Source organism: Streptomyces sp. BoleA5 (assembly GCF_000373665.1).
GTDB lineage: Bacteria > Actinomycetota > Actinomycetes > Streptomycetales > Streptomycetaceae > Actinacidiphila.
Window position 1 is genome coordinate 41,968 of sequence record NZ_KB892146.1, and the last position, 18,568, is coordinate 60,535.

Annotated in this window: 20 protein-coding genes and 2 riboswitches; of the genes, 8 read left to right on the forward strand and 12 right to left on the reverse strand. The window is 72.7% G+C overall.

Features of this window, described 5'->3' with window-relative positions; translation table 11 throughout:
* Window positions 1–25 precede the first annotated feature (25 nt).
* Window positions 26–126, forward strand: a riboswitch (glycine riboswitch).
* A gap of 1 nt (window position 127) precedes the next feature.
* Window positions 128–250, forward strand: a riboswitch (glycine riboswitch).
* Between the two features lie 55 nt (window positions 251–305).
* The 4 genes from gcvT to B085_RS0135930 all read left to right on the forward strand — a co-directional run bounded on the left by gcvT (window position 306) and on the right by B085_RS0135930 (window position 4,754).
* The gene (gene gcvT / locus B085_RS0135915; protein ID WP_018563430.1) at window positions 306–1,418 is read left to right on the forward strand and encodes a glycine cleavage system aminomethyltransferase GcvT; all 1,113 of its coding nucleotides are present in this window, start codon (window positions 306–308) and stop codon (window positions 1,416–1,418) included.
* Window positions 1,419–1,503: 85 nt separating this feature from the next.
* Window positions 1,504–1,884: a glycine cleavage system protein GcvH gene (gene gcvH, locus B085_RS0135920; protein ID WP_018563431.1), complete on the forward strand. Its 381-nt coding sequence runs from the start codon at window positions 1,504–1,506 to the stop codon at window positions 1,882–1,884.
* 61 nt (window positions 1,885–1,945) lie between these two features.
* Window positions 1,946–3,217 (forward strand): serine hydroxymethyltransferase, encoded by a 1,272-nt coding sequence (glyA, locus tag B085_RS0135925; RefSeq protein WP_018563432.1) that lies wholly within the window; start codon window positions 1,946–1,948, stop codon window positions 3,215–3,217.
* Between the two features lie 154 nt (window positions 3,218–3,371).
* Window positions 3,372–4,754 carry an L-serine ammonia-lyase gene (locus tag B085_RS0135930; RefSeq protein WP_018563433.1) on the forward strand — a complete coding sequence of 461 codons (1,383 nt, stop codon included), beginning with the start codon at window positions 3,372–3,374 and terminating at the stop codon, window positions 4,752–4,754.
* Between the two features lie 33 nt (window positions 4,755–4,787).
* On the opposite strand, the gene B085_RS0135935 is transcribed toward B085_RS0135930, so the two are convergent.
* On the reverse strand, window positions 4,788–5,573 hold the full coding sequence (locus tag B085_RS0135935) for a hypothetical protein (protein WP_018563434.1): 786 nt from the start codon (window positions 5,571–5,573) through the stop codon (window positions 4,788–4,790).
* 84 nt (window positions 5,574–5,657) lie between these two features.
* Window positions 5,658–6,746, reverse strand: a complete 1,089-nt coding sequence (locus B085_RS0135940) for an ABC transporter permease (protein WP_018563435.1) — start codon at window positions 6,744–6,746, stop codon at window positions 5,658–5,660.
* Window positions 6,747–6,813: 67 nt separating this feature from the next.
* Here B085_RS0135940 and B085_RS44905 point away from each other — a divergent pair, with 67 nt between their 5' ends.
* Both B085_RS44905 and B085_RS0135950 read left to right on the forward strand, forming a co-directional pair.
* Entirely contained in the window at window positions 6,814–7,266 is a 453-nt protein-coding gene (locus B085_RS44905; protein ID WP_018563436.1) for a MarR family winged helix-turn-helix transcriptional regulator, read from the forward strand.
* Window positions 7,267–7,386: 120 nt separating this feature from the next.
* The gene (locus B085_RS0135950) at window positions 7,387–8,010 is read left to right on the forward strand and encodes an FMN-dependent NADH-azoreductase (RefSeq protein ID WP_018563437.1); all 624 of its coding nucleotides are present in this window, start codon (window positions 7,387–7,389) and stop codon (window positions 8,008–8,010) included.
* Between the two features lie 316 nt (window positions 8,011–8,326).
* Here the strand turns inward: B085_RS0135950 and B085_RS49805 are convergent, their stop codons facing one another.
* Window positions 8,327–8,545 carry a hypothetical protein gene (locus tag B085_RS49805; protein ID WP_158689892.1) on the reverse strand — a complete coding sequence of 73 codons (219 nt, stop codon included), beginning with the start codon at window positions 8,543–8,545 and terminating at the stop codon, window positions 8,327–8,329.
* 135 nt (window positions 8,546–8,680) lie between these two features.
* Here B085_RS49805 and B085_RS0135960 point away from each other — a divergent pair, with 135 nt between their 5' ends.
* Together B085_RS0135960 and B085_RS0135965 are read left to right on the forward strand one after the other, a co-directional pair.
* The gene (locus B085_RS0135960; protein WP_051102249.1) at window positions 8,681–9,751 is read left to right on the forward strand and encodes a right-handed parallel beta-helix repeat-containing protein; all 1,071 of its coding nucleotides are present in this window, start codon (window positions 8,681–8,683) and stop codon (window positions 9,749–9,751) included.
* Window positions 9,748–10,824, forward strand: coding sequence for a methyltransferase (locus B085_RS0135965; RefSeq protein ID WP_026251801.1), 1,077 nt, complete (start codon window positions 9,748–9,750; stop codon window positions 10,822–10,824). The genes B085_RS0135960 and B085_RS0135965 overlap by 4 nt, the downstream gene beginning before the upstream one ends.
* A 4-nt stretch (window positions 10,825–10,828) precedes the next feature.
* Here B085_RS0135965 and B085_RS0135970 read toward each other — a convergent pair whose 3' ends face one another.
* The 9 genes from B085_RS0135970 to B085_RS44910 are packed head-to-tail and all read right to left on the reverse strand — an operon-like array spanning window position 10,829 to window position 18,491.
* Window positions 10,829–12,175, reverse strand: a complete 1,347-nt coding sequence (locus B085_RS0135970; RefSeq protein ID WP_018563441.1) for an acetyl-CoA carboxylase biotin carboxylase subunit — start codon at window positions 12,173–12,175, stop codon at window positions 10,829–10,831.
* A 6-nt stretch (window positions 12,176–12,181) separates the two neighbouring features.
* On the reverse strand, window positions 12,182–12,772 hold the full coding sequence (locus B085_RS0135975; protein WP_018563442.1) for an acetyl-CoA carboxylase biotin carboxyl carrier protein: 591 nt from the start codon (window positions 12,770–12,772) through the stop codon (window positions 12,182–12,184).
* On the reverse strand, window positions 12,769–14,499 hold the full coding sequence (gene accD, locus B085_RS0135980; protein ID WP_018563443.1) for an acetyl-CoA carboxylase, carboxyltransferase subunit beta: 1,731 nt from the start codon (window positions 14,497–14,499) through the stop codon (window positions 12,769–12,771). Before accD ends, B085_RS0135975 begins: the two co-directional genes overlap by 4 nt.
* Window positions 14,492–14,824, reverse strand: coding sequence for a TcmI family type II polyketide cyclase (locus B085_RS0135985; protein ID WP_018563444.1), 333 nt, complete (start codon window positions 14,822–14,824; stop codon window positions 14,492–14,494). The genes accD and B085_RS0135985 overlap by 8 nt, the downstream gene beginning before the upstream one ends.
* Window positions 14,821–15,282: an SRPBCC family protein gene (locus B085_RS0135990; RefSeq protein WP_018563445.1), complete on the reverse strand. Its 462-nt coding sequence runs from the start codon at window positions 15,280–15,282 to the stop codon at window positions 14,821–14,823. The genes B085_RS0135985 and B085_RS0135990 overlap by 4 nt, the downstream gene beginning before the upstream one ends.
* A 3-nt stretch (window positions 15,283–15,285) precedes the next feature.
* Window positions 15,286–15,543 (reverse strand): acyl carrier protein, encoded by a 258-nt coding sequence (locus tag B085_RS0135995; protein WP_018563446.1) that lies wholly within the window; start codon window positions 15,541–15,543, stop codon window positions 15,286–15,288.
* Between the two features lie 28 nt (window positions 15,544–15,571).
* Complete coding sequence (locus tag B085_RS0136000) at window positions 15,572–16,792, reverse strand: ketosynthase chain-length factor (RefSeq protein ID WP_018563447.1); 1,221 nt, start codon at window positions 16,790–16,792, stop codon at window positions 15,572–15,574.
* Window positions 16,789–18,057 (reverse strand): beta-ketoacyl-[acyl-carrier-protein] synthase family protein, encoded by a 1,269-nt coding sequence (locus B085_RS0136005; RefSeq protein WP_018563448.1) that lies wholly within the window; start codon window positions 18,055–18,057, stop codon window positions 16,789–16,791. Before B085_RS0136005 ends, B085_RS0136000 begins: the two co-directional genes overlap by 4 nt.
* Entirely contained in the window at window positions 18,054–18,491 is a 438-nt protein-coding gene (locus B085_RS44910; RefSeq protein WP_018563449.1) for a cupin domain-containing protein, read from the reverse strand. The genes B085_RS0136005 and B085_RS44910 overlap by 4 nt, the downstream gene beginning before the upstream one ends.
* Window positions 18,492–18,568 lie beyond the last annotated feature (77 nt).

Consider the following 18,568-nt stretch of genomic DNA (forward strand, 5'->3'; position numbering starts at 1 on the left):
CGGCCTCAATCACATATAGGCCGTTCGAGGCCGCGCGGGAGAGCTTCCGCACCGCTGCGGCGGGCGGGACGCCGAAGGAGCAAGTCCTCCCTTGAATCTCTCAGGCACAGATACCGCGCGTTCGAGGCACATCTGAAAAGCGGGCGAGCCCTCCCGGCGACGGGGGCGCCGCCCCACCCAAGGTGCAAACCGGGACTCCTCCGACCGGAGGGTCCAGGTGAACCTCTCAGGTTCCGATGACAGATGGGGAGGACCTTCCCCGTCATCGCCCTACCTGTCCCTTCCTCGCCTTGGGAGCCCGCCCGATGAGTGAACCCCGCCGTACCGCACTGGACGCGCTGCACCGCGCCCTCGGCGCCACCATGACCGACTTCGCGGGCTGGGACATGCCGCTGCGGTACGCCAGCGAGCGCGACGAGCACACCGCCGTGCGGACCCGGGCAGGTCTCTTCGACCTGTCCCACATGGGCGAGATCACGGTCACCGGTCCGGCCGCGGGCGAGGCGCTGGACCACGCGCTGGTCGGCCACATCTCGGCGCTGGCCGTGGGACGTGCCCGCTACACGATGATCTGCGCGCCCGACGGCGGCATCCTCGACGACCTGATCGTCTACCGCCTCGGCGACGAGGAGTACATGGTCGTCGCCAACGCCTCCAACGCCCAGGTCGTCCTCGACGCGGTCACCGAACGCGCCGCCGGCTTCGACGCCGTGGTCCGCGACGACCGGGACGCCTACGCGCTGATCGCCGTCCAGGGCCCGAACTCCCCCGCCATCCTGAAGTCGGTCACCGACGCCGATTTGGACGGGCTGAAGTACTACGCGGGCCTGCCGGGCACCGTGGCCGGCGTCCCCGCGCTGATCGCCCGCACGGGCTACACCGGCGAGGACGGCTTCGAGCTCTTCGTCGCCCCGGCCGACGCGGAGAAGCTGTGGCAGGCGCTGACCGAGGCGGGCGCGGACGCCGGCCTGGTGCCCTGCGGCCTGTCCTGCCGGGACACGCTGCGCCTGGAGGCGGGCATGCCGCTGTACGGGCACGAGCTGACGACCGCGCTCACCCCCTTCGACGCCGGCCTCGGCCGGGTCGTGAAGTTCGACAAGCCGGGTGACTTCGTGGGGCGCGAGGCGCTGACCGCGGCCGCCGCCAAGGCCGAGGCCACGCCGCCGCGCAAGCTGGTCGGCCTGGTCGCCGAGGGCCGCCGGGTCCCCCGGGCGGGCTACCCCGTCGTGGCGGGCGGCGAGGTGGTCGGCGAGGTCACCTCCGGCGCCCCGTCCCCGACCCTGGGCAAGCCGATCGCCATGGCGTACGTGGACGCCGCGCACGCGACGCCGGGCGCCCTTGGTGTGGGCGTGGACATCCGCGGTACGCATGAGCCGTACGAGGTGGTGGCCCTGCCGTTCTACAAGCGGCAGCGCTGAGGTCCCGGTCACATCCGGTACAGCCGTCCCATCTGTCAAGACAGCCGTTCACCAGCACATACCGTCATCCAGGAGAATTCACGCCATGAGCAACCCCCAGCAGCTGCGGTACAGCAAGGAGCACGAGTGGGTCTCGGCCGCCGACGCGGACGGCGTGTCCTCGGTGGGCATCACCGAGCACGCGGCCAACGCCCTCGGCGACGTCGTCTACGTCCAGCTCCCGGCGGTGGGCGACACGGTCGCCGCGGGTGAGACCTGCGGAGAGCTGGAGTCGACCAAGTCGGTCAGCGACCTGTACGCCCCGGTCTCCGGCGAGGTCACCGAGGTCAACGAGGACGTCGTCAACGACCCGTCGCTGGTGAACTCGGCGGCCTTCGAGGGCGGCTGGCTGTTCAAGGTGAAGATCTCCGAGGAGCCGGGCGACCTGCTCTCCGCGGACGAGTACACCGCCTTCACCGGCAGCTGACCGCCCGAGACCTCCACCGCTGCGCCCTGTCCACTCCGACCTCCGGACGGATGACCCCCTGATGTCGCTTCTCAACAGCTCACTGCACGAGCTCGACCCCGACGTCGCCGCCGCCGTCGACGCCGAACTGCACCGTCAGCAGTCCACCCTTGAGATGATCGCCTCGGAGAACTTCGCTCCGGTCGCGGTGCTCCAGGCCCAGGGCTCGGTGCTGACCAACAAGTACGCCGAGGGTTACCCCGGCCGCCGCTACTACGGCGGTTGCGAGCACGTCGACGTCGTCGAGCAGCTCGCGATCGACCGGATCAAGGCGCTCTTCGGCGCCGAGCACGCCAACGTCCAGCCGCACTCGGGCGCGCAGGCCAACGCGGCCGCGATGTTCGCGCTGCTGAACCCCGGCGACACGATCCTGGGTCTGAACCTCGCCCACGGCGGGCACCTGACCCACGGCATGAAGATCAACTTCTCCGGCAAGCTCTACAACGTGGCCGCCTACCACGTGGACGCCGAGACCGGGCAGGTCGACATGGCCGAGGTCGAGCGCCTGGCCAAGGAGTCCCGCCCGAAGCTGATCATCGCCGGCTGGTCGGCGTACCCGCGGCAGCTGGACTTCGCGGCCTTCCGGCGGATCGCCGACGAGGTCGGCGCGTACCTGATGGTCGACATGGCGCACTTCGCCGGTCTGGTGGCGGCGGGGCTGCACCCCTCCCCCGTGCCGTACGCGGACGTCGTCACCACGACCACGCACAAGACGCTGGGCGGCCCGCGCGGCGGCGTCATCCTGTGCAAGGCGGAACTCGCCAAGAAGATCAACTCGGCGGTCTTCCCCGGCCAGCAGGGCGGCCCGCTGGAGCACGTCATCGCGGCGAAGGCGGTCGCCTTCAAGGTGGCGGCGAGCGAGGAGTTCAAGGACCGCCAGGTCCGCACCCTGGAGGGCGCGAGGATCCTCGCGGAGCGGCTGACGCAGGACGACGTCACCGCGGCCGGTGTCTCGGTGCTGTCCGGCGGCACCGACGTCCACCTGGTCCTGGTGGACCTGCGCGACAGCGAGCTCGACGGGCAGCAGGCCGAGGACCGGCTGCACGAGATCGGGATCACGGTCAACCGCAACGCGGTCCCGAACGACCCTCGTCCGCCGATGGTCACCTCCGGCCTGCGCATCGGCACCCCGGCGCTGGCCACCCGCGGCTTCGGCACCGAGGACTTCCGCGAGGTCGCCGACGTCATCGCCGAGGCCCTCAAGCCGGGCTTCGACGCGGAGACCGCCAAGGCGCTCGGCGCCCGGGTCACCGCCCTGGCCGGCAAGCACCCGCTGTACCCCGGCCTGAAGTAGCGAGCATCACCCGGTGTGCGGGGCCGTCCGCGAGGACGGTCCCGCACACTGGAGCAAGCGCGGCGCACCCACGCCGCCCACGTACCACTCCGGCGGCGACCCCGCCGGCCGCCCGCGGACAACGGGGTCCGCGAATCCGAGGAGTCATCGCACCGTGGCCATCTCCGTCTTCGACCTCTTCTCGATCGGCATAGGCCCGTCCAGCTCCCACACGGTCGGCCCGATGCGCGCCGCGCGGATGTTCGCCCAGCGGCTGAAGAACGACGACCTGCTGGCGGGTGTCGCCTCCGTGCGCGCCGAACTCTTCGGCTCGCTCGGCGCGACCGGCCACGGTCACGGCACCCCCAAGGCGGTGCTGCTGGGCCTGGAGGGGCACTCCCCCCGCACCGTCGACGTCGACACCGCCGACGAGCGGGTCGAGCACATCCGCAGCAGCGGCCGCATCAGCCTGCTCGGCGCCCACGACATCCCGTTCTCCGCCGCCGACGACCTGGTCCTGCACCGGCGCCGCTCGCTGCCGTACCACGCCAACGGCATGACGCTCTTCGCGTACGACGAGACCGGCGCGCCCGTGCTGGAGAAGACCTACTACTCGGTGGGCGGCGGCTTCGTCGTCGACGAGGACGCGGTCGGCGAGGACCGCATCAAGCTCGACGACACCGTGCTGAAGTACCCCTTCCGCACCGGCGACGAGCTGCTCCGCCTCACCCGGGAGACCGGGCTGTCCATCTCCGGCCTGATGCTGGAGAACGAGAAGGCCTGGCGCACCGAGGCCGAGATCCGCACGGGCCTGCTGGAGATCTGGCGCGTCATGCAGGACTGCGTGCGGGCCGGGCTGACCCGCGAGGGCATCCTCCCCGGCGGCCTCAAGGTCCGCCGCCGCGCCTCGGCGACCGCCCGCCAGCTGCGCGCCGAGGGCAACCTGGCGGCGCACGCCATGGAGTGGGTCACCCTGTACGCCATGGCCGTCAACGAGGAGAACGCCGCGGGCGGCCGCGTCGTCACCGCCCCCACCAACGGCGCCGCCGGCATCATCCCGGCCGTCCTGCACTACTACGTGAACTTCGTGGCCGGGCAGTCGTCGGAGGCGGAGAGGGAGGACGGCGTCGTCCGCTTCCTGCTCGCGGCGGGCGCGATCGGCATGCTCTTCAAGGAGAACGCCTCCATCTCCGGCGCCGAGGTCGGCTGCCAGGGCGAGGTCGGCTCCGCCTGCTCCATGGCCGCGGGCGGCCTCGCCGAGGTCCTCGGCGGCGGCCCGGAGAAGGTCGAGAACGCCGCGGAGATCGGCATGGAGCACAACCTCGGCCTCACCTGCGACCCGGTCGGCGGGCTCGTCCAGATCCCCTGCATCGAGCGCAACGGGATGGCCGCGGTCAAGGCCGTCACCGCCGCGCGCATGGCGATGCGCGGGGACGGGCGGCACCACGTCTCCCTCGACAAGGTCATCAAGACCATGAAGGAGACCGGGGCCGACATGAAGGTCAAGTACAAGGAGACGGCGCGGGGCGGGCTCGCGGTCAACGTCATCGAGTGCTGACGCCGCGGACCCCAAGCCGGGGCGGACTGCGCGTCAGCGGTACGTGAGCACCGCCCACACGGCTGTCGCGGCGACCGCGAGGGCGTAACAGGCGGTGGCGGCGCGGAGGATGCGCGCGTTCGCCCGGTCGCTCCACGGCGTGCGGGACAGCAGCAGGGCCAGGGCGGGCAGGACGAGGACGGCGTGCAGGCTCACGCCGTGCAGCGGCTTGAGGGGGGCCGTGGAGGCGTAGGCGGCGGCCTGGTGGCCGGTGCGGGTGAGGTAGACGCCGCGGGCGATCATGGCGGCGCCGGAGAGCAGGGCGACGAGCAGGATCGCGAAGCCGGCGCGCAGGGCGAGGGGCATGCCGGCGGGGCCGTTGGGACGGCGCCGGAAGGACGCGAGGGCGAAAGCCGACAGGACGGCGACGAGTACGCCGCCGCCGACCGCGAGGGTCATCGAGACCGCGGTGTCGAAGCCGGTCTCCATGTCGAGGTGCGACGGCACGCGCCGCCACGCCTGCAGGGTGATGCCGGCGACCTCGACGACGCAGTCGGCGGCGAACACGACCAGCAGCGGGGTGCGCAGGCGCGCGCGGACGTCCAGGTACGAGGTGACCCAGGTGATCGCGACGAGGGTCAGGCCGAAGGAGAGCCCGAAGGTCACGGGCTTGCGCCAGGACACCGGGCCGTCCCAGGGACCGCCGTCCACCGCGAGGACGGCGAGGTGGAACAGGCCCGACAGGATCAGCACGGCGCCGGTCGCGTGGCACAGGCGGTCTGCCGTGCGCAGGCCGCCGAGGGTGCGTCCCGGGGCCGTGGGTTCGGTGGTCGTCGCCATGGCCCCAGCCTGCCGGGGGCGGCGCGGCCGGTCGTCGTCCTGGAGGAGGCCGGCCGGCTGCGCCCCCGGGAGCAGCCGTTCCCGTCAGCGGGTGGCCGCGTGCACGATCCCCGAGGTCGCCGCGATGCGGTCGAGCAGGAACATGGTGCCCACGCTCGCCGCGATCCAGCTGCAGAGGATGACGATCCCGCGGGTCAGGCCGTCGTGGTGGAAGTAGGCGATTCCGTCCATGGCACGGACGCCCACGCCGGCCGGCATGACGGAGGCCAGGGGCTCCAGCCAGCCCGGCAGGAAGTACGGCGGGAGGACGCCGCCACTGGTGGCGTTCCCGATGATGAGCATGAAGATGGAGCCCAGGAGGACCCCGGCCGGGCCGAAGACGCGGATGAGCGCGACGGTGGCGGCGGCGACCGCCCCGGCCATGAGCGTGACGACTGCGAAGATCCCCAGGAAGGAACCGGGTATCGCGCCGAAGGCCGTGGAGGCGATGAGGGTGGTGGCCAGGCCGCCGACGACGGCGAAGAGGCCGATGCTCAGGACCCGCTGGCTGAAGGAGAGCCGTGGCGCGACCTGGTAGGTCAGCTGGCCGAACAGGAACCCTGCCAGGATCAGCCCGAAGGATGCGTAGAAGACCGACAGCCCTCTGCTGTCACCGGACGACAGCGGCAGGATGTCGACCACGGGGATCTTGTGGCCCTCGCCGTGCGGGACGGACGCCAGGGGGGTGAGCAGGGCGGACACGGCGGGGCCGTTCGCGCCGGCGTAGACGACCCTTTGCATGCCGCCCTCGGACAGGTAGGCCGCGTAGGCCTCCCGGTGCTCCACCGCGTCCCGGGCCGACGCCGCGTCTGGGTACCGGTCGACCTGGAAGGCCTCGGGCGCGATGCGCTGGAGGCGGACGTCGAACAGGGCCGCCGAGTGGTCCGAGGCCACGACGGCCACCGGCAGCCGGTGCGCCGTGGGCGTGTGGAAGGCGGCGAGGAAGACGCTGACGAAGGAGAGCCCCACGACGAGCACCGTGATCACCGGGGTGATCACGGCCTTCGGGCCGGTCAGTCCCGGCCGGGCGGGCGGTGCGTCGGTCTGCGGTCCCGGGACGTGCCGGTGCCGGTGGCGCGGTGGAGGCTGATCCGCCGGCGGTTGTGCGTCCGTGATGAGCACGCTGTCGGCCACGAATAGGCTCCTCCCAAACATGTAAGCTGACTTATATAAGTTAACAGACAAAAGGAAGGCACCCGGCATGCCCCTGCGCGAACCCCGCGAGCACATCGGCTATCTGATCTGGCAGCTCTCGCAGGCTTACGCGATCCGCATCGAGCACGCCATGCGCCCGCTGCGACTGACCCAGGCGCAGTTCAGCGCCCTCATGCAACTGAGCGTCCACGGGGCCATGTCGAGCGCCGAACTGGCGCGCCGGTGCGGAGTCACGCCGCAGTCCATGGGCACCGCCGTACAGGGGCTGACCGAGCGCGGACTGGTGGAGCGGCGGGCACACCCGACGCACGGCCGGATCATCGAGATCAGCGTCACCCCCGAGGGCGAGGAGCTCGCGGCCCACGCCGAGCGGGCCATCGCGCCGGCGGAGGAAGAGGCCCTCTCCCCCTTCGCCCCGCACGAGCGCGAGCGGGTCCGGGCCGACCTGCAGCGGATGCTGGCCACCCTCAACCCGCACGCACTGGCCGAGAGTGATTGAACTCTCACTAGTTTACCTTTCAAGCAAATTTCCCCTACCGTGGCAGCACGACCTACCACCCGATCGCGCTCCGCCCACCCGGGATATGGATTGTGCGATCCAGTATTTTTGGGGAATCCCATGGCTCACCTGCTGCACATCGACTCCAGCGCCCGCACCGAGGGCTCCGCGAGCCGTCGGCTGTCCGCCGCGTACGTCGACGCCTGGAAGAACGACGACCCGCACGGCACCGTCACCTACCGCGATCTCACCCTCGACACCCCGGCGTTCGTCTCGCCCGAGTGGATCACCGGGGTCTTCGGCCCCGCCGAGGCCGCCGACGCCGCCACCGAGGCCGCGGTGGCCGCCTCCGAGCGGCTGATCCGCGAGATGGAGGAGGCCGACGTGCTGGTGCTGGGCGTGCCGATGTACAACTTCGGCGTGCCCGCCGCCTTCAAGGCGTGGATCGACCAGGTGATGATGGCGGGCCGCACCTTCGCCTTCGGCGAGGACGGCCCGGAGGGCCTGCTGAAGGGCAAGAGGGCGGTCGTCCTGCGGGCGTCCGGCAGCGACTTCGACGACCCGGCCCTGGCGCCCATGGACTTCCACGCCCCCTATGTCCGCGGCGTCCTCGGCTGGATGGGCATCACCGACGTGGAGATCATCGCCGTCAACGGGTACACCCCCGAGCAGCTCGACTCCTCGGTCCGCGGGGCGGGGAACGCGATCAGCGCCTCGCTCGGCACGCCCGCACGGGCGGCCTGAGGCCCGCACGGGGCACTCCCCGCGGGTGGTCAGGGGGGTCTGGTACCGGTCGGCACACCCGCCCCCGGTCCGGGGCCGCTTCCCCAACTGACCAGGCTCGGCGCGGTCGGCCGGGGCCAGGTGCTGGTGAACCTCGCGCGGATCGGCGGCGTCCGCAGTGTGCTCGGGGACCCGGCCGTCGCGCGGGACGCCGTGCTCGCCCTGGTAGGCGGGGTGTTGGAGGCGGCGCCCGCCGCCCGTACCGTGCCGGTCGCCGTGGGACCCTGCGCCGGGGACCTGCCCGGCCCGCCCGCCGTGCTCCGGGTCCGACCGACCGTCAGATCCCCGCGCTGCGCGGGGCGGGGACGCCGCAGACCGCGGCGGGGCTGGTCGTGCCGCCGCAGCGGCCGGACGCCGGGGAGGCCCGCCTGCCGGCGGCGCCGGCGGCCCGAAGGACGGCGGCCGCACGGTCCTGACGGTCGGCCAGGTCCCGGGCGCCCAATGGCTCTGGTACCCGGCGGCCGACGGAACGGTCGACGCGGGGGTGCTCGGTCACCGGTGGTGGTGGTGCCGGCGACCTCCGCCGCGCGCCGCCTCTGATGCCCCGGCAGAGTGGCGATCCGCCAGAACCACTCATAGCGTCAGATTTCGGGTGACTCAGGACGTCGCCCGGAAAGCAGGTACGGCAGTCATGACACTTCGTCGGCCGCATGCGGCCGCCGTGGCCGCGGTCGTCAGTGTGCTGGGGCTGTGCGCCTTTCCCCGGGCCGAGGCGGCGTCGCCGGGCGCGCTCGTCGTCCGGCCCGGGGAGTCCGTCCAGGCAGCGGTGGACCGGGCCCGGCCGGGCGACGTCATCAAGATCCTCCCCGGGACCTACCCGGGCAGCGTCAACGTGACCAAGCCCCGGCTCACGCTGGTCGGCCACGGCGCCGACACCGTCCTCACCCCGGACGCGAGGCCCGACGGGAACGCCTGCGCCCAGGCGGGCCACGGGCTGTGCGTCACCGGAACGGAGCAGAGCGGCCTGGACGGCGTCCGGCTGCTGTCGCTCTCGGTCTCCGGCTTCCGCAAGAACGGCGTCGACGCCTCCTGGACCGACGGTCTGGAGGTCAGTGACGTGACCGCCGAGCACAACGGGCACCAGGGCATCGGTGTCCAGCACTCGGTGCGCACCCTCCTGCGCGACAACGTCTCCCGGCAGAACGGCGAGTCGGGGATCTTCCTGGCCAACACCGCCGACGCCGAGGGCGGTGCGCTGGACACCCGGCGCACCCGCGTCAGCGGCAACGAGCTGACGGGCAACCGGATCGGGGTCGTGCTGCGCCGGGTGCGCAACCTGGGGGTCGTGGACAACCACATCACCGCCAACTGCGGCGGCGTCTTCGTCGTCGGCGACGAGGGCGTCCCGCGGGCCGGGGGCCTGACCGTCTCCGACAACCTCGTGGCGGCGAACAACAAGTACTGCCCGCCCAACGCCCGGCTCCCGTTCATCCAGGGTGCCGGGATCGTGCTGACGGGGGCGGAGCGGACCCTGGTGGTCCGCAACCGGGTCGTGGACAACCACGGCACCTCACCGATGTCCGGCGGGATCGTGCTCTTCCGCAGTGTGGTGGGCGCCCCCGACACCGGCAACACCGTCCGGGGCAACACGACCCTGGGCAACAGCCCGGCCGATCTGGCCGACCGTGACCGGGGCACCGCGAATGTCCTCCGTGACAACACGTGCCGCGTCTCCGAACCGAAGGGGTTGTGCGAGGAATGACCTTGACAGAAACCACCAGCGCGGACGGCACCGCGAACGCGGCGCGCGCCGAGGCCGCCACTCCGCCGGCGATGCGGCTGCGCGAGCTCGTCTTCGGCGCCGCCTGTGCCGCCGCAGTACGGGCCGCGGTCAGGCTCGGCGTGCCGGACGCTCTCGGCAAGGACCCGTCGCCCGTCGACGAGCTCGCCGCCATGGTCGGCACCGCGCCGCGCCAGCTGCGCCGGCTGCTGCTCGCCCTGGCCTCGTACGGGATCTTCGAGGAGCAGGCCGACGGCCGCTTCGCCCACACCGAGATGTCGCGGATGCTCCGCAAGGACAGCCCGAACACCCTGCACTACATCGCGCTGTGGTGCACCGAGCCGTGGACGTGGGAGGTCTGGCCGCGGCTGGACGAGGCGGTGCGCGGCGGCCGCAACATCTTCCCGGAGGTCTTCGGAAAGGAGTTCTTCGAGTACCTCCACGACGACGCCCGCGAGAGCGCCCGCGTCTTCGACCGCGCCATGACCGCCTCCAGCCGGCAGTCCGCCGAGGACATCGCCGCGCTGCTCGACCTGTCCGGTGTCGGCTCGGTCGCCGACATCGGCGGCGGCCAGGGACACGTGCTGGCCGCGCTGCTGGAGAAGCACCCCGAGCTCCAGGGCACGCTGCTGGACCTGCCGAAGGTCGTGGCCGGCGCCGACCCGCGGCTGCGCGAGGGCGGTCCGCTCGCCGCGCGGGCCCGGCTGGTGCCCGGGGACTGCCGGGTGGACATCCCGGTGACCGCCGACATGTACATCATCAAGAACATCCTGGAGTGGGACGACGACAGCACACGGCGCACGTTGCGCAACGTCGTCGCGGCGGGCGGCGCCGGCACGAAGGTGATCGTCATCGAGAACCTCATCGACGACACGCCGTCCATGCGCTTCACCACCGCCATGGACCTGCTCCTGCTGCTGAACGTCGGCGGCCAGAAGCACACGCGGGACAGCATGGTGAAGCTGATGACGGAGGCCGGGCTGCAGGTCGGCGAGGTGACCCCGGTCAACGCCTACCTGCACGCCCTGCACAGCACCGTCGGCGGGGGGCGGTGACCGGCTAGCCGGTCATCTCCCCCACCAGACCGGTGGTGTGCCGGCCCGCCCGGAACTCCGGGCGGGCCAGCACCTTCCGCAGGAAGCCGGCCGTGGTGCACACGCCCTCGCCGCGCACCCGCAGTTCCTCCAGGACGCGGTCCATCCGGGCCAGCGCCCGCTCCCGGTCCGGGGCCCAGACGACGGCCTTGGCGAGCAGCGAGTCGTAGTCGGGCCCGATCCGCCAGCCGGGGAAGGCGTGGGTGTCCACCCGTACGAAGGGGCCGCCGGGGGCCTCGAACTCGGTGAGCACGCCCGGGGTCGGGGCGAAGTCGCGTGAGGGGTCCTCGGCGTTGACGCGGCACTCCACGGCGACCCCGCGGTGCACGACGTCCTCCTGGCGCAGGGTCAGCGGATGACCGGCGGCGACCAGGATCTGCTCCCGGACCAGGTCGATCCCGGTGACCATCTCGGTGACAGGGTGCTCCACCTGGAGCCGGCAGTTGACCTCCATCAGGTGGAAGTCGCGTTCGGGGGTGAGCACGAACTCGAAGGTGCCCACGCCCGTGTAGCCGACCGCCCGGGCGCCGCGGACGGCCGCCTCGCACATCGCCGACCTCAGCCGGGCCGGCAGGTCGGGGGCGGGGGTCTCCTCGACCAGTTTCTGGTGGTGCCGCTGCACCGAGCAGTCGCGCTCGCCGAGGTGGACGACGGCGCCGTGCCGGTCGCAGAGCACCTGCACCTCCACATGGCGGGCCCGCTCGACGTACCGCTCCAGGTAGAGCCGGTCGTCGCCGAAGACGGACCGGGCGTGCGCCGCGGTGCGCCGGTAGCTGTCGAGCAGCCGGTCCGGATCGGTGACCACCGCCATGCCGCGCCCCCCGCCGCCCGCGACGGCCTTGAGGATCACCGGGTAACCGGTCTGCTGCGCCGCCTCCTTCGCGTCCGCGGCCCCGGCCAGCGGACCCGTGCTGCCGGGCAGCACGGGCAGTCCGGCCTCGGCCATCAGCGCGCGGCAGGCGGCCTTGTCGCCCAGCCGGGAGAGCACGTCCGGGGAGGGCCCGATGAAGGTGAGGCCGTTGGCCTCGCAGACCTCGGCGAAGTCGGGGTCCTCGGACAGGAAGCCGTAACCGGGGTGGACGGCCTGCGCGCCGGTGCGGCGGGCGGCCTCGACGACGGCGGGGATGTTGAGGTAGCTCGCCCTCGCCGGGGGCGGTCCGATGTGCACGGCCTCGTCGGCGAAGCGGACGACGGCCGAGTCGCGGTCGGCGGTGGAGTACACCGCGACGGTCCGGATGCCGAGTTCACGGCAGGCGCGCGCGACCCGCAGCGCGATCTCGCCACGGTTGGCGACCAGGACGGTGGAGAACACGGTCCCTCACTCCCCCACCGGTATCGGCTCCAGTGCGATCAACGGCTGCTGGAACTCGACGGGCTGCCCGTCCGGGACGACGACCTCCACGACCCGGCCGGCCACGTCCGCCTCGACGACGCTCATCATCTTCATGACCTCCAGGACGCCCACGGGCTGGCCGGGGCGGACGAGGTCGCCGACGCAGACGCAGGGGCGCTCGCCCGGCTCCGGGGCGTGGTAGAAGGTGCCCACCGTGGGGGCGCAGACGTAGTGAAGTGAGGTGGAATCGTGCGCTCCGTGCGCCCTTTGCGCCTCCGGTGCGCCCTGACTCGGTCCTCCGGCGGCGGGCGCGGGTGCCGGTGCAGAGGCGGGCCCGGTGGTGTCCGCCGGGTGCTGTTCCCGCGCCTGCGGCCATTCGATCTCGACCGCCGTCTGCCCGTGCCGCAGCCTGATCCGCCGCGGCGGGGTGGGCATGGAGCGGGCCAGCTCGGTGGCGCTGCGGCAGACCGCCTCCAGCGCCGGGAGCCCGGCCGGCGCACCGCCGGGGGACGTTCCGTTGAGGGCCTTGCCCGCGCCAGGGGGGCGGGCCGTCCTGTCGTCGCCGTGGAGTGTCACGGTGCTGCCTCCTCCTCCAGTCGGCCGAAACGGTGGAACCGGTCGCGGCGCTCGGCCAGCAGCCGGTCGGGGCCCCAGGGACGCAGTTCGTCCAGGGCGGCCGAGAGCGCGCCGCCGACGAGGGCGGCCGCGTGGGCGTGGTCCCCGTGGGCGCCGTCGGGCGGCTCGGGGACCACGCCGTCGACGATGCCCAGCCGGAGCAGATCGCGGGCGTGCAGCCGCAGGGCGGCCGCCGCGGCGGGGGCGGCGCCGGGGTCCTTCCACAGGATCGCGGCGCAGCCCTCGGGGCTGATCACGGAGTAGATGCCGTTGGCGCTGACCAGGACCCGGTCGGCGACGGCGAAGGCCAGTGCCCCGCCGCTGCCGCCCTCGCCGGTGATCACGGCGACGACCGGTACGGGAAGCCGGGCCATCAACCGCAGGTTCTCCGCGATGGCGAGGGCCTGGCCGCCGCTCTCCGCGTCGGGACCCGGGTTGGCGCCCGGGGTGTCGATGAGGGTCACCACCGGGATGCCCAGCTTGGCGGCGGTCCGCATCAGGCGTGCCGCCTTGCGGTAGCCGGCCGGGGTGGCCATGCCGAAGTGCCGCCGCCGGCGCTCCTCCAGCCCCGGGCCGCCCTTGTGATGGCCGATCAGCATGACGGGGCTGCCGTGCAGCAGACCCGGCCCGCCGATGACGGCCGGGCAGTCGGCGGCCAGCCGGTCGCCGTGCAGCTCGTGGAAGTCCTGCAGCAGATGGGTCGCGTAGTCGGCGGCCGTGGGCCGCATCGGGTGCCGGGCCAGGCGCACCGCCTCCCAGGCGTCCCGCTCCGGCAGCTCGTCCGCCGTGCGGACGACCCGTACGGCGGGCCCGCGCGGCACGGTCGCCGGCCGCGGCGGCTCGACGGGACGGCGCCCACCCGGCCGCGCGAGCCCCTCCCCGGAGCGCAGCCGCAGCAGCCGGGCCAGCGTCGGACGGAGCGCGGCACGCGGGACGACGTCGTCGATGAGGCCGCGCGAGAGGAGGAACTCCGCGGTCTGGAAGCCCTCGGGCAGCCGCTGGCCGGTGGTCTGCTGGATGACGCGCGGTCCGGCGAAGCCCAGCCGGGCGCCGGGCTCGGCGATGATGACGTCGGCGAGGGTGGCGTAGGACGCGGCGACGCCGCCGTAGGTGGGGTCGGTGACCAGGGACACCACGAGGACGCCCGCCTCGTCGAGCTCGGCGAGCGCCTGGGCGGTCCTGGCCATCTGCATCAGTGAGAGGGCGCCCTCCTGCATACGGGCGCCGCCGGAGGCGGTCACCAGCAGCAGGGGGACGCGCCGTCGCAGACTCGTCCGGGCGGCCCGGGTGATCTGCGTACCGACCCCCAGACCGAGGCTGCCGCCGAGGAAGCGGAAGTCCATCGCGGCGACCACGACCGGCTGCCCCTCGACGGTGCCGGCCACGCAGACGACGGCCTCGTCCATCCCGGTCTCCGCCCGGGCCTCGCGCAGCCGTTCGGCGTACGGGCGGGTGTCGGTGAAGCCCAGCGGGTCCTGCTCCGCGGGCCGCTCGCCGCGCTCCGCGGCGAGCGGCCTGCAGGAGCCGGCGTCCAGCAGCAGGTCGAGCCGCTGCCGGGCGGTGAGCCGGCCGTGCGCGCCGCACTCGGGGCAGACGCGCAGCGTACGGGTGTAGCGCTTGCCGTAGACGAGCGCGGCACAGCGCTCGCAGCGCACCCAGTCCGGCTCGGCGGTGGCCTTGTCAGCCACTGCGCTCCCAGCGGTAGAACTCCCGGGCCATGGCGTCCTTGGGCTCGCGCCAGGTCTCGGGGTCGTACGCGGAGATGAAGGACGACAGCTGCTCGCTGATGTCCCGGAACGCCGGGTGGTCCTTGTACCTGCCGACCTCGGGGCCGGGCGGCCGGTCGGCCTCGACCAGGTGCAGGTAGACGTCGCCGAACTGGAACAGGCTGCGCCCGGTGACCCCGATCAGGCCGGGCAGTTCGCCCTTGTCCGACTCGGCGAAGACCTGCGCCACCTGCTCCTCGACGCCGGGCTTCATCCTGGCCACGATCAGGCTGCGGTAGCGGTTCATGCCGCGCCGCCGCCGTGGCGCTGCATGATCCGCTCGCGGATCAGCTCCAGCTGGATCTTGGAGTTGTCGTTGATCCGGTCGGTCATCGCCTCGTCGTCGAGGGGGGCGCCGGGCTTCATGGCGAAGTCCTGGGTCCAGCGCATCCGGGTGCCGCCGGGGACCTCCTCGTACTTCCAGTGGATGTCCATGTACTGGAACGGGCCGGTCTCGACCCGGTGCGCGCGCACCGTGCGGGTGGCACGGTCGGCGGTCCGCTCGGAGACCCAGCTCCAGACCTGGCCGTGCTCGTCGGGGTGCATGGTGAGCCGGAAGACGACCCGGTCGCCCTCGCGCTCGACGATGTCGACGGAGGCGTACTCGCTGAACAGGTCCGGCCAGCCCTCCACGTCGTTGGTGACGTCCCAGACGACGTCCATGGGGGCGGGGATGGTGATCTCGTTCTCGGTGTGGCCGGGCATGGGTCAGACTCCTGCCTTGAGTGAGGTGTTGACGACGTCCATGAAGGCGCCGGGGGTCTTGCACGAGTCGGCGTCGCCGGCGATCGGGATGCCCCGGTCGTTCTCCAGGGCGCCGACGATGCCGAGCAGGCCGAGCGAGTCCAGGCCGTACTCTGCGAAAGGGGTCTCCGGGTGGCCGACGAGGAGGCCCGCCTCGACGGTGATGCCGGCACTGGACTTCATCAGGGCGGCGAGTTCGCCGTAGGTCAGTTCCTTGCTCATGGAAGAGCTCTCCTTCACAGCGCCTGCGCTACGCCCGTACGACCAGGGCCGAGTTGGAACCCATCAGGCCGCGGCTGAGCACCAGCGCGGTCCGCAGTTCCGCCGGCCGGGGCCGGCCGGTGACCAGGTCGAGGTCGTGGCAGGTGTCGGTGATGTTGGGGGTGGGGGGCACGACTGCGTGCCGCAGGGCGAACACGGCGGCGGCCACATCAAGCACCGGGGCGCCGCAGTAGGCGCGGCCGGTGCCGGTCTTGGGGGCGGTCACGGGGATCTTCGCGGCGCGCTTGCCGAACACGTCGGCCAGTGCCCCCGCCTCGGCGCGGTCCGCCTCCGGGGTGCCGAGCGCGTCCGCGAAGACGACATCGATGTCCCCGGGTGCGCACCCGGCCTCCGCGAGGGCGTCGCGGATGGCGCGGCCCAGTCCCTGACGGGACTCCGCCCAGCGCGAGGCCCCGGTGAAGGTGGCGCCGTGCCCCGCGATGACGGCCTGCACCTCGGCCCCGCGGCCGGCGGCGTGCCGGGGGTCCTCGACCACGAGCATCGCACCGCCCTCGGCGGGGGCGAAGCCGCGGGCGTGCCGGGTGAAGGGCAGATAGGCCCGTTCGGGGTCCTCCTCCAGGCTGAGTTCTTCGTATCCGAGCTGGCAGACACCCGAGTACGGCGCCAGCGGCGCCTCGGCGGCGCCGACGACGACGGCCCGGGTGCCGGTGCCGCGGGTGATGTTGCGGCAGGCGTGGGCGACGGCGTCGAGACCGCCGGCCTCGTCGCTGGCGACCACGCCGCAGGGGCCCTTGAAGCCGCCGCGGATCGAGATCTGTCCGGTGCTGGCGGCGTAGAACCACGCGATGGACTGGTACGGGCCGACGAAGCGCGGCCCCTTGCCCCACAGGTGCTGCAGTTCGCGCTGGCCGAACTCGCCGCCGCCGGAGCAGGCCGCGGTCACCACTCCGATGTCGAAGGGGGCCTCCTCGTCGAAACGCAGTCCCGAGTCGGCGAGTGCCTGGTCGGCGGCCGCCATCGCGAAGTGGGTGAACCGGTCGGTCTGCACCGTGTAGCGGTCCTCGACGACCTCTGACACGTCAAAGCCGCGGACCTCTCCCGCGACGCGAAGCGGCAGGTCCTGGCAGCCCTCGCGGGTGACCGCGTCGAGGACGGCGACGCCTTCCCTGGTCGCCTTCCAGAAGGCGTCGCCTCCGATTCCGTTCGGTGCGACGACGCCGATGCCGGTGACCACCGCTTGCGTGTTCATCGCTGGCTCCCCTCCGGTCGGTTGAGGACCACCGCGGACTGGAAGCCGCCGAACCCGCTGCCGACGGACAGCACGGTGCGCAGCTTCAGCTCACGGGCGGTGCGCGGGACGTAGTCCAGGTCGCACTCGGGGTCCGGGGTCTCGTAGTTGGCGGTCGGCGGTACCACGCCGTGGGCGAGGGCCAGGGTGCAGGCGGCGAGTTCGATGGCGCCGATCGCACCCAGGGAGTGGCCGACCATGGACTTGATGGAGCTCATGGGCGTGGAGTAGGCGTGTGCGCCCAGCGAGCGCTTGACCGCCGCGGTCTCGTGACGGTCGTTCTGCTTGGTGCCCGAGCCGTGCGCGTTGACGTAGTCGACGCCGGCCGGGTCGATCCTGGCGTGGTCCAGGGCCTGGTCGATGGCCTCGGACATCTCCAGGCCGTCGGTGGTGAGCCCGGTCATGTGGTAGGCGTTGCCGTACGTGGCGTAGCCACCGATCTCGCAGTAGATCCGGGCCCCGCGCGCCTTGGCGTGCTCCAGTTCCTCCAGGATGAGCACCGCGCCGCCCTCACCCATCACGAAGCCGTCTCGGCGGGCGTCGAAGGGCCGGGATGCGTGGGCCGGGTCGTCGTTGTTGGGGGAGGTGGCCTTGATGGCGTCGAAGCAGGCGACCGTGATGGGTGAGATCGGGGAGTCGGAAGCACCGGCGATGACGATGTCGGCGCGTCCCTCCTCGATGGTCTGGAACGCGTAGCCCACGGCGTCGAGGCCGGAGGTGCAGCCCGTGGAGACGGTCTGCACGGGGCCGCGGGCGCCGTGCCGTTCGGCTATTTCCGAGGCCAGCGCGCTGGGCGCGAACGCCCGGTGCAGATGCGCACCCGCCTTGCGGTGGTCGACGTCCCAGCGGGCGCCGCGTTCGCTGACGCGTATGTAGTCGTGTTCCAGCCGGGTGGTGCCTCCGACAGCGGTGCCGAGGGAGACCCCGACCCGCCAGGGGTCCTCCTCGTCCAGTTCCAGCCCGGCGTCGTGGATCGCCTCGGCGGCCGCGACGAGCGCGAACTGGACGTACCGGTCGGCGCGTTCCACGTCCCGCGGGGTCAGCCCGCAGGCCGCCGCGTCGAAGTCGACCTCAGCGGCGATGCGGGACCGGAAGCCCGTCGGGTCGAAGAGCGTGATCCCGCGGGTCGCCGTCCGGCCGGCGGTGAGCAGTTCCCAGAAAGCGGGGACCCCGACACCGCCGGGGGCGACGACACCGGCCCCGGTGACCGCCACCCGGCGGGTCATGACGCCGCGTCCTCGGTCTGCTCGGTGACCTCGGTGTCGACGTGTCCCAGCTCCGGGCGCGGAGCGAGCGGACCGAGGTGGAAGACGAGCCGGGCCTCGGTGTCGCCCACGTTGCGGAAGCGGTGGCGGACGTACGGCGGGATCATCAGGCCCTGCTCCGGGCGGAGCACGTGGGGCTCGCCGTCGAGGTCCACCTCCAGCGCACCGCAGACCACGTACACGAACTCCTCGGAGTACGGGTGGTAGTGCTCGCCGATCCGGTCACCGGGGTCCACGAGCGCCACGCCCATGAAGCCGCTGGTGGCGCCGCACGTGGTCGGGGTGAGCATCGCCCGCAGGTCGCCGCCGCGGCGGCGGTTGTGCGGGGTGTCCCCCAGGTTCACGATGGTCGGCGTGAACGGAACGTTCCGTTCGTCGGTCAGAAGATCATCCATGCTTGCCTCCTCCGGCGGGGGCCGGCCCGGGGCGCACCCCGGGCCGGCCGGTACCTGCCGGCTGCCAATCGCTCGGA

Bases quoted from the DNA above. Each gene is read 5' to 3' on its own strand.
- gcvT (WP_018563430.1), top strand. From the start codon at position 306: ATGAGTGAACCCCGCCGTACCGCACTGGACGCGCTGCACCGCGCCCTC.
- gcvH (WP_018563431.1), top strand. From the start codon at position 1,504: ATGAGCAACCCCCAGCAGCTGCGGTACAGCAAGGAGCACGAGTGGGTC.
- glyA (WP_018563432.1), top strand. From the start codon at position 1,946: ATGTCGCTTCTCAACAGCTCACTGCACGAGCTCGACCCCGACGTCGCC.
- B085_RS0135935 (WP_018563434.1), bottom strand. From the start codon at position 5,573: ATGGCGACGACCACCGAACCCACGGCCCCGGGACGCACCCTCGGCGGC.
- B085_RS44905 (WP_018563436.1), top strand. From the start codon at position 6,814: ATGCCCCTGCGCGAACCCCGCGAGCACATCGGCTATCTGATCTGGCAG.
- B085_RS0135950 (WP_018563437.1), top strand. From the start codon at position 7,387: ATGGCTCACCTGCTGCACATCGACTCCAGCGCCCGCACCGAGGGCTCC.
- B085_RS0135960 (WP_051102249.1), top strand. From the start codon at position 8,681: ATGACACTTCGTCGGCCGCATGCGGCCGCCGTGGCCGCGGTCGTCAGT.
- B085_RS0135965 (WP_026251801.1), top strand. From the start codon at position 9,748: ATGACCTTGACAGAAACCACCAGCGCGGACGGCACCGCGAACGCGGCG.
- B085_RS0135985 (WP_018563444.1), bottom strand. From the start codon at position 14,824: ATGAACCGCTACCGCAGCCTGATCGTGGCCAGGATGAAGCCCGGCGTC.
- B085_RS0135990 (WP_018563445.1), bottom strand. From the start codon at position 15,282: ATGCCCGGCCACACCGAGAACGAGATCACCATCCCCGCCCCCATGGAC.
- B085_RS0135995 (WP_018563446.1), bottom strand. From the start codon at position 15,543: ATGAGCAAGGAACTGACCTACGGCGAACTCGCCGCCCTGATGAAGTCC.
- B085_RS0136000 (WP_018563447.1), bottom strand. From the start codon at position 16,792: ATGAACACGCAAGCGGTGGTCACCGGCATCGGCGTCGTCGCACCGAAC.
- B085_RS0136005 (WP_018563448.1), bottom strand. From the start codon at position 18,057: ATGACCCGCCGGGTGGCGGTCACCGGGGCCGGTGTCGTCGCCCCCGGC.
- B085_RS44910 (WP_018563449.1), bottom strand. From the start codon at position 18,491: ATGGATGATCTTCTGACCGACGAACGGAACGTTCCGTTCACGCCGACC.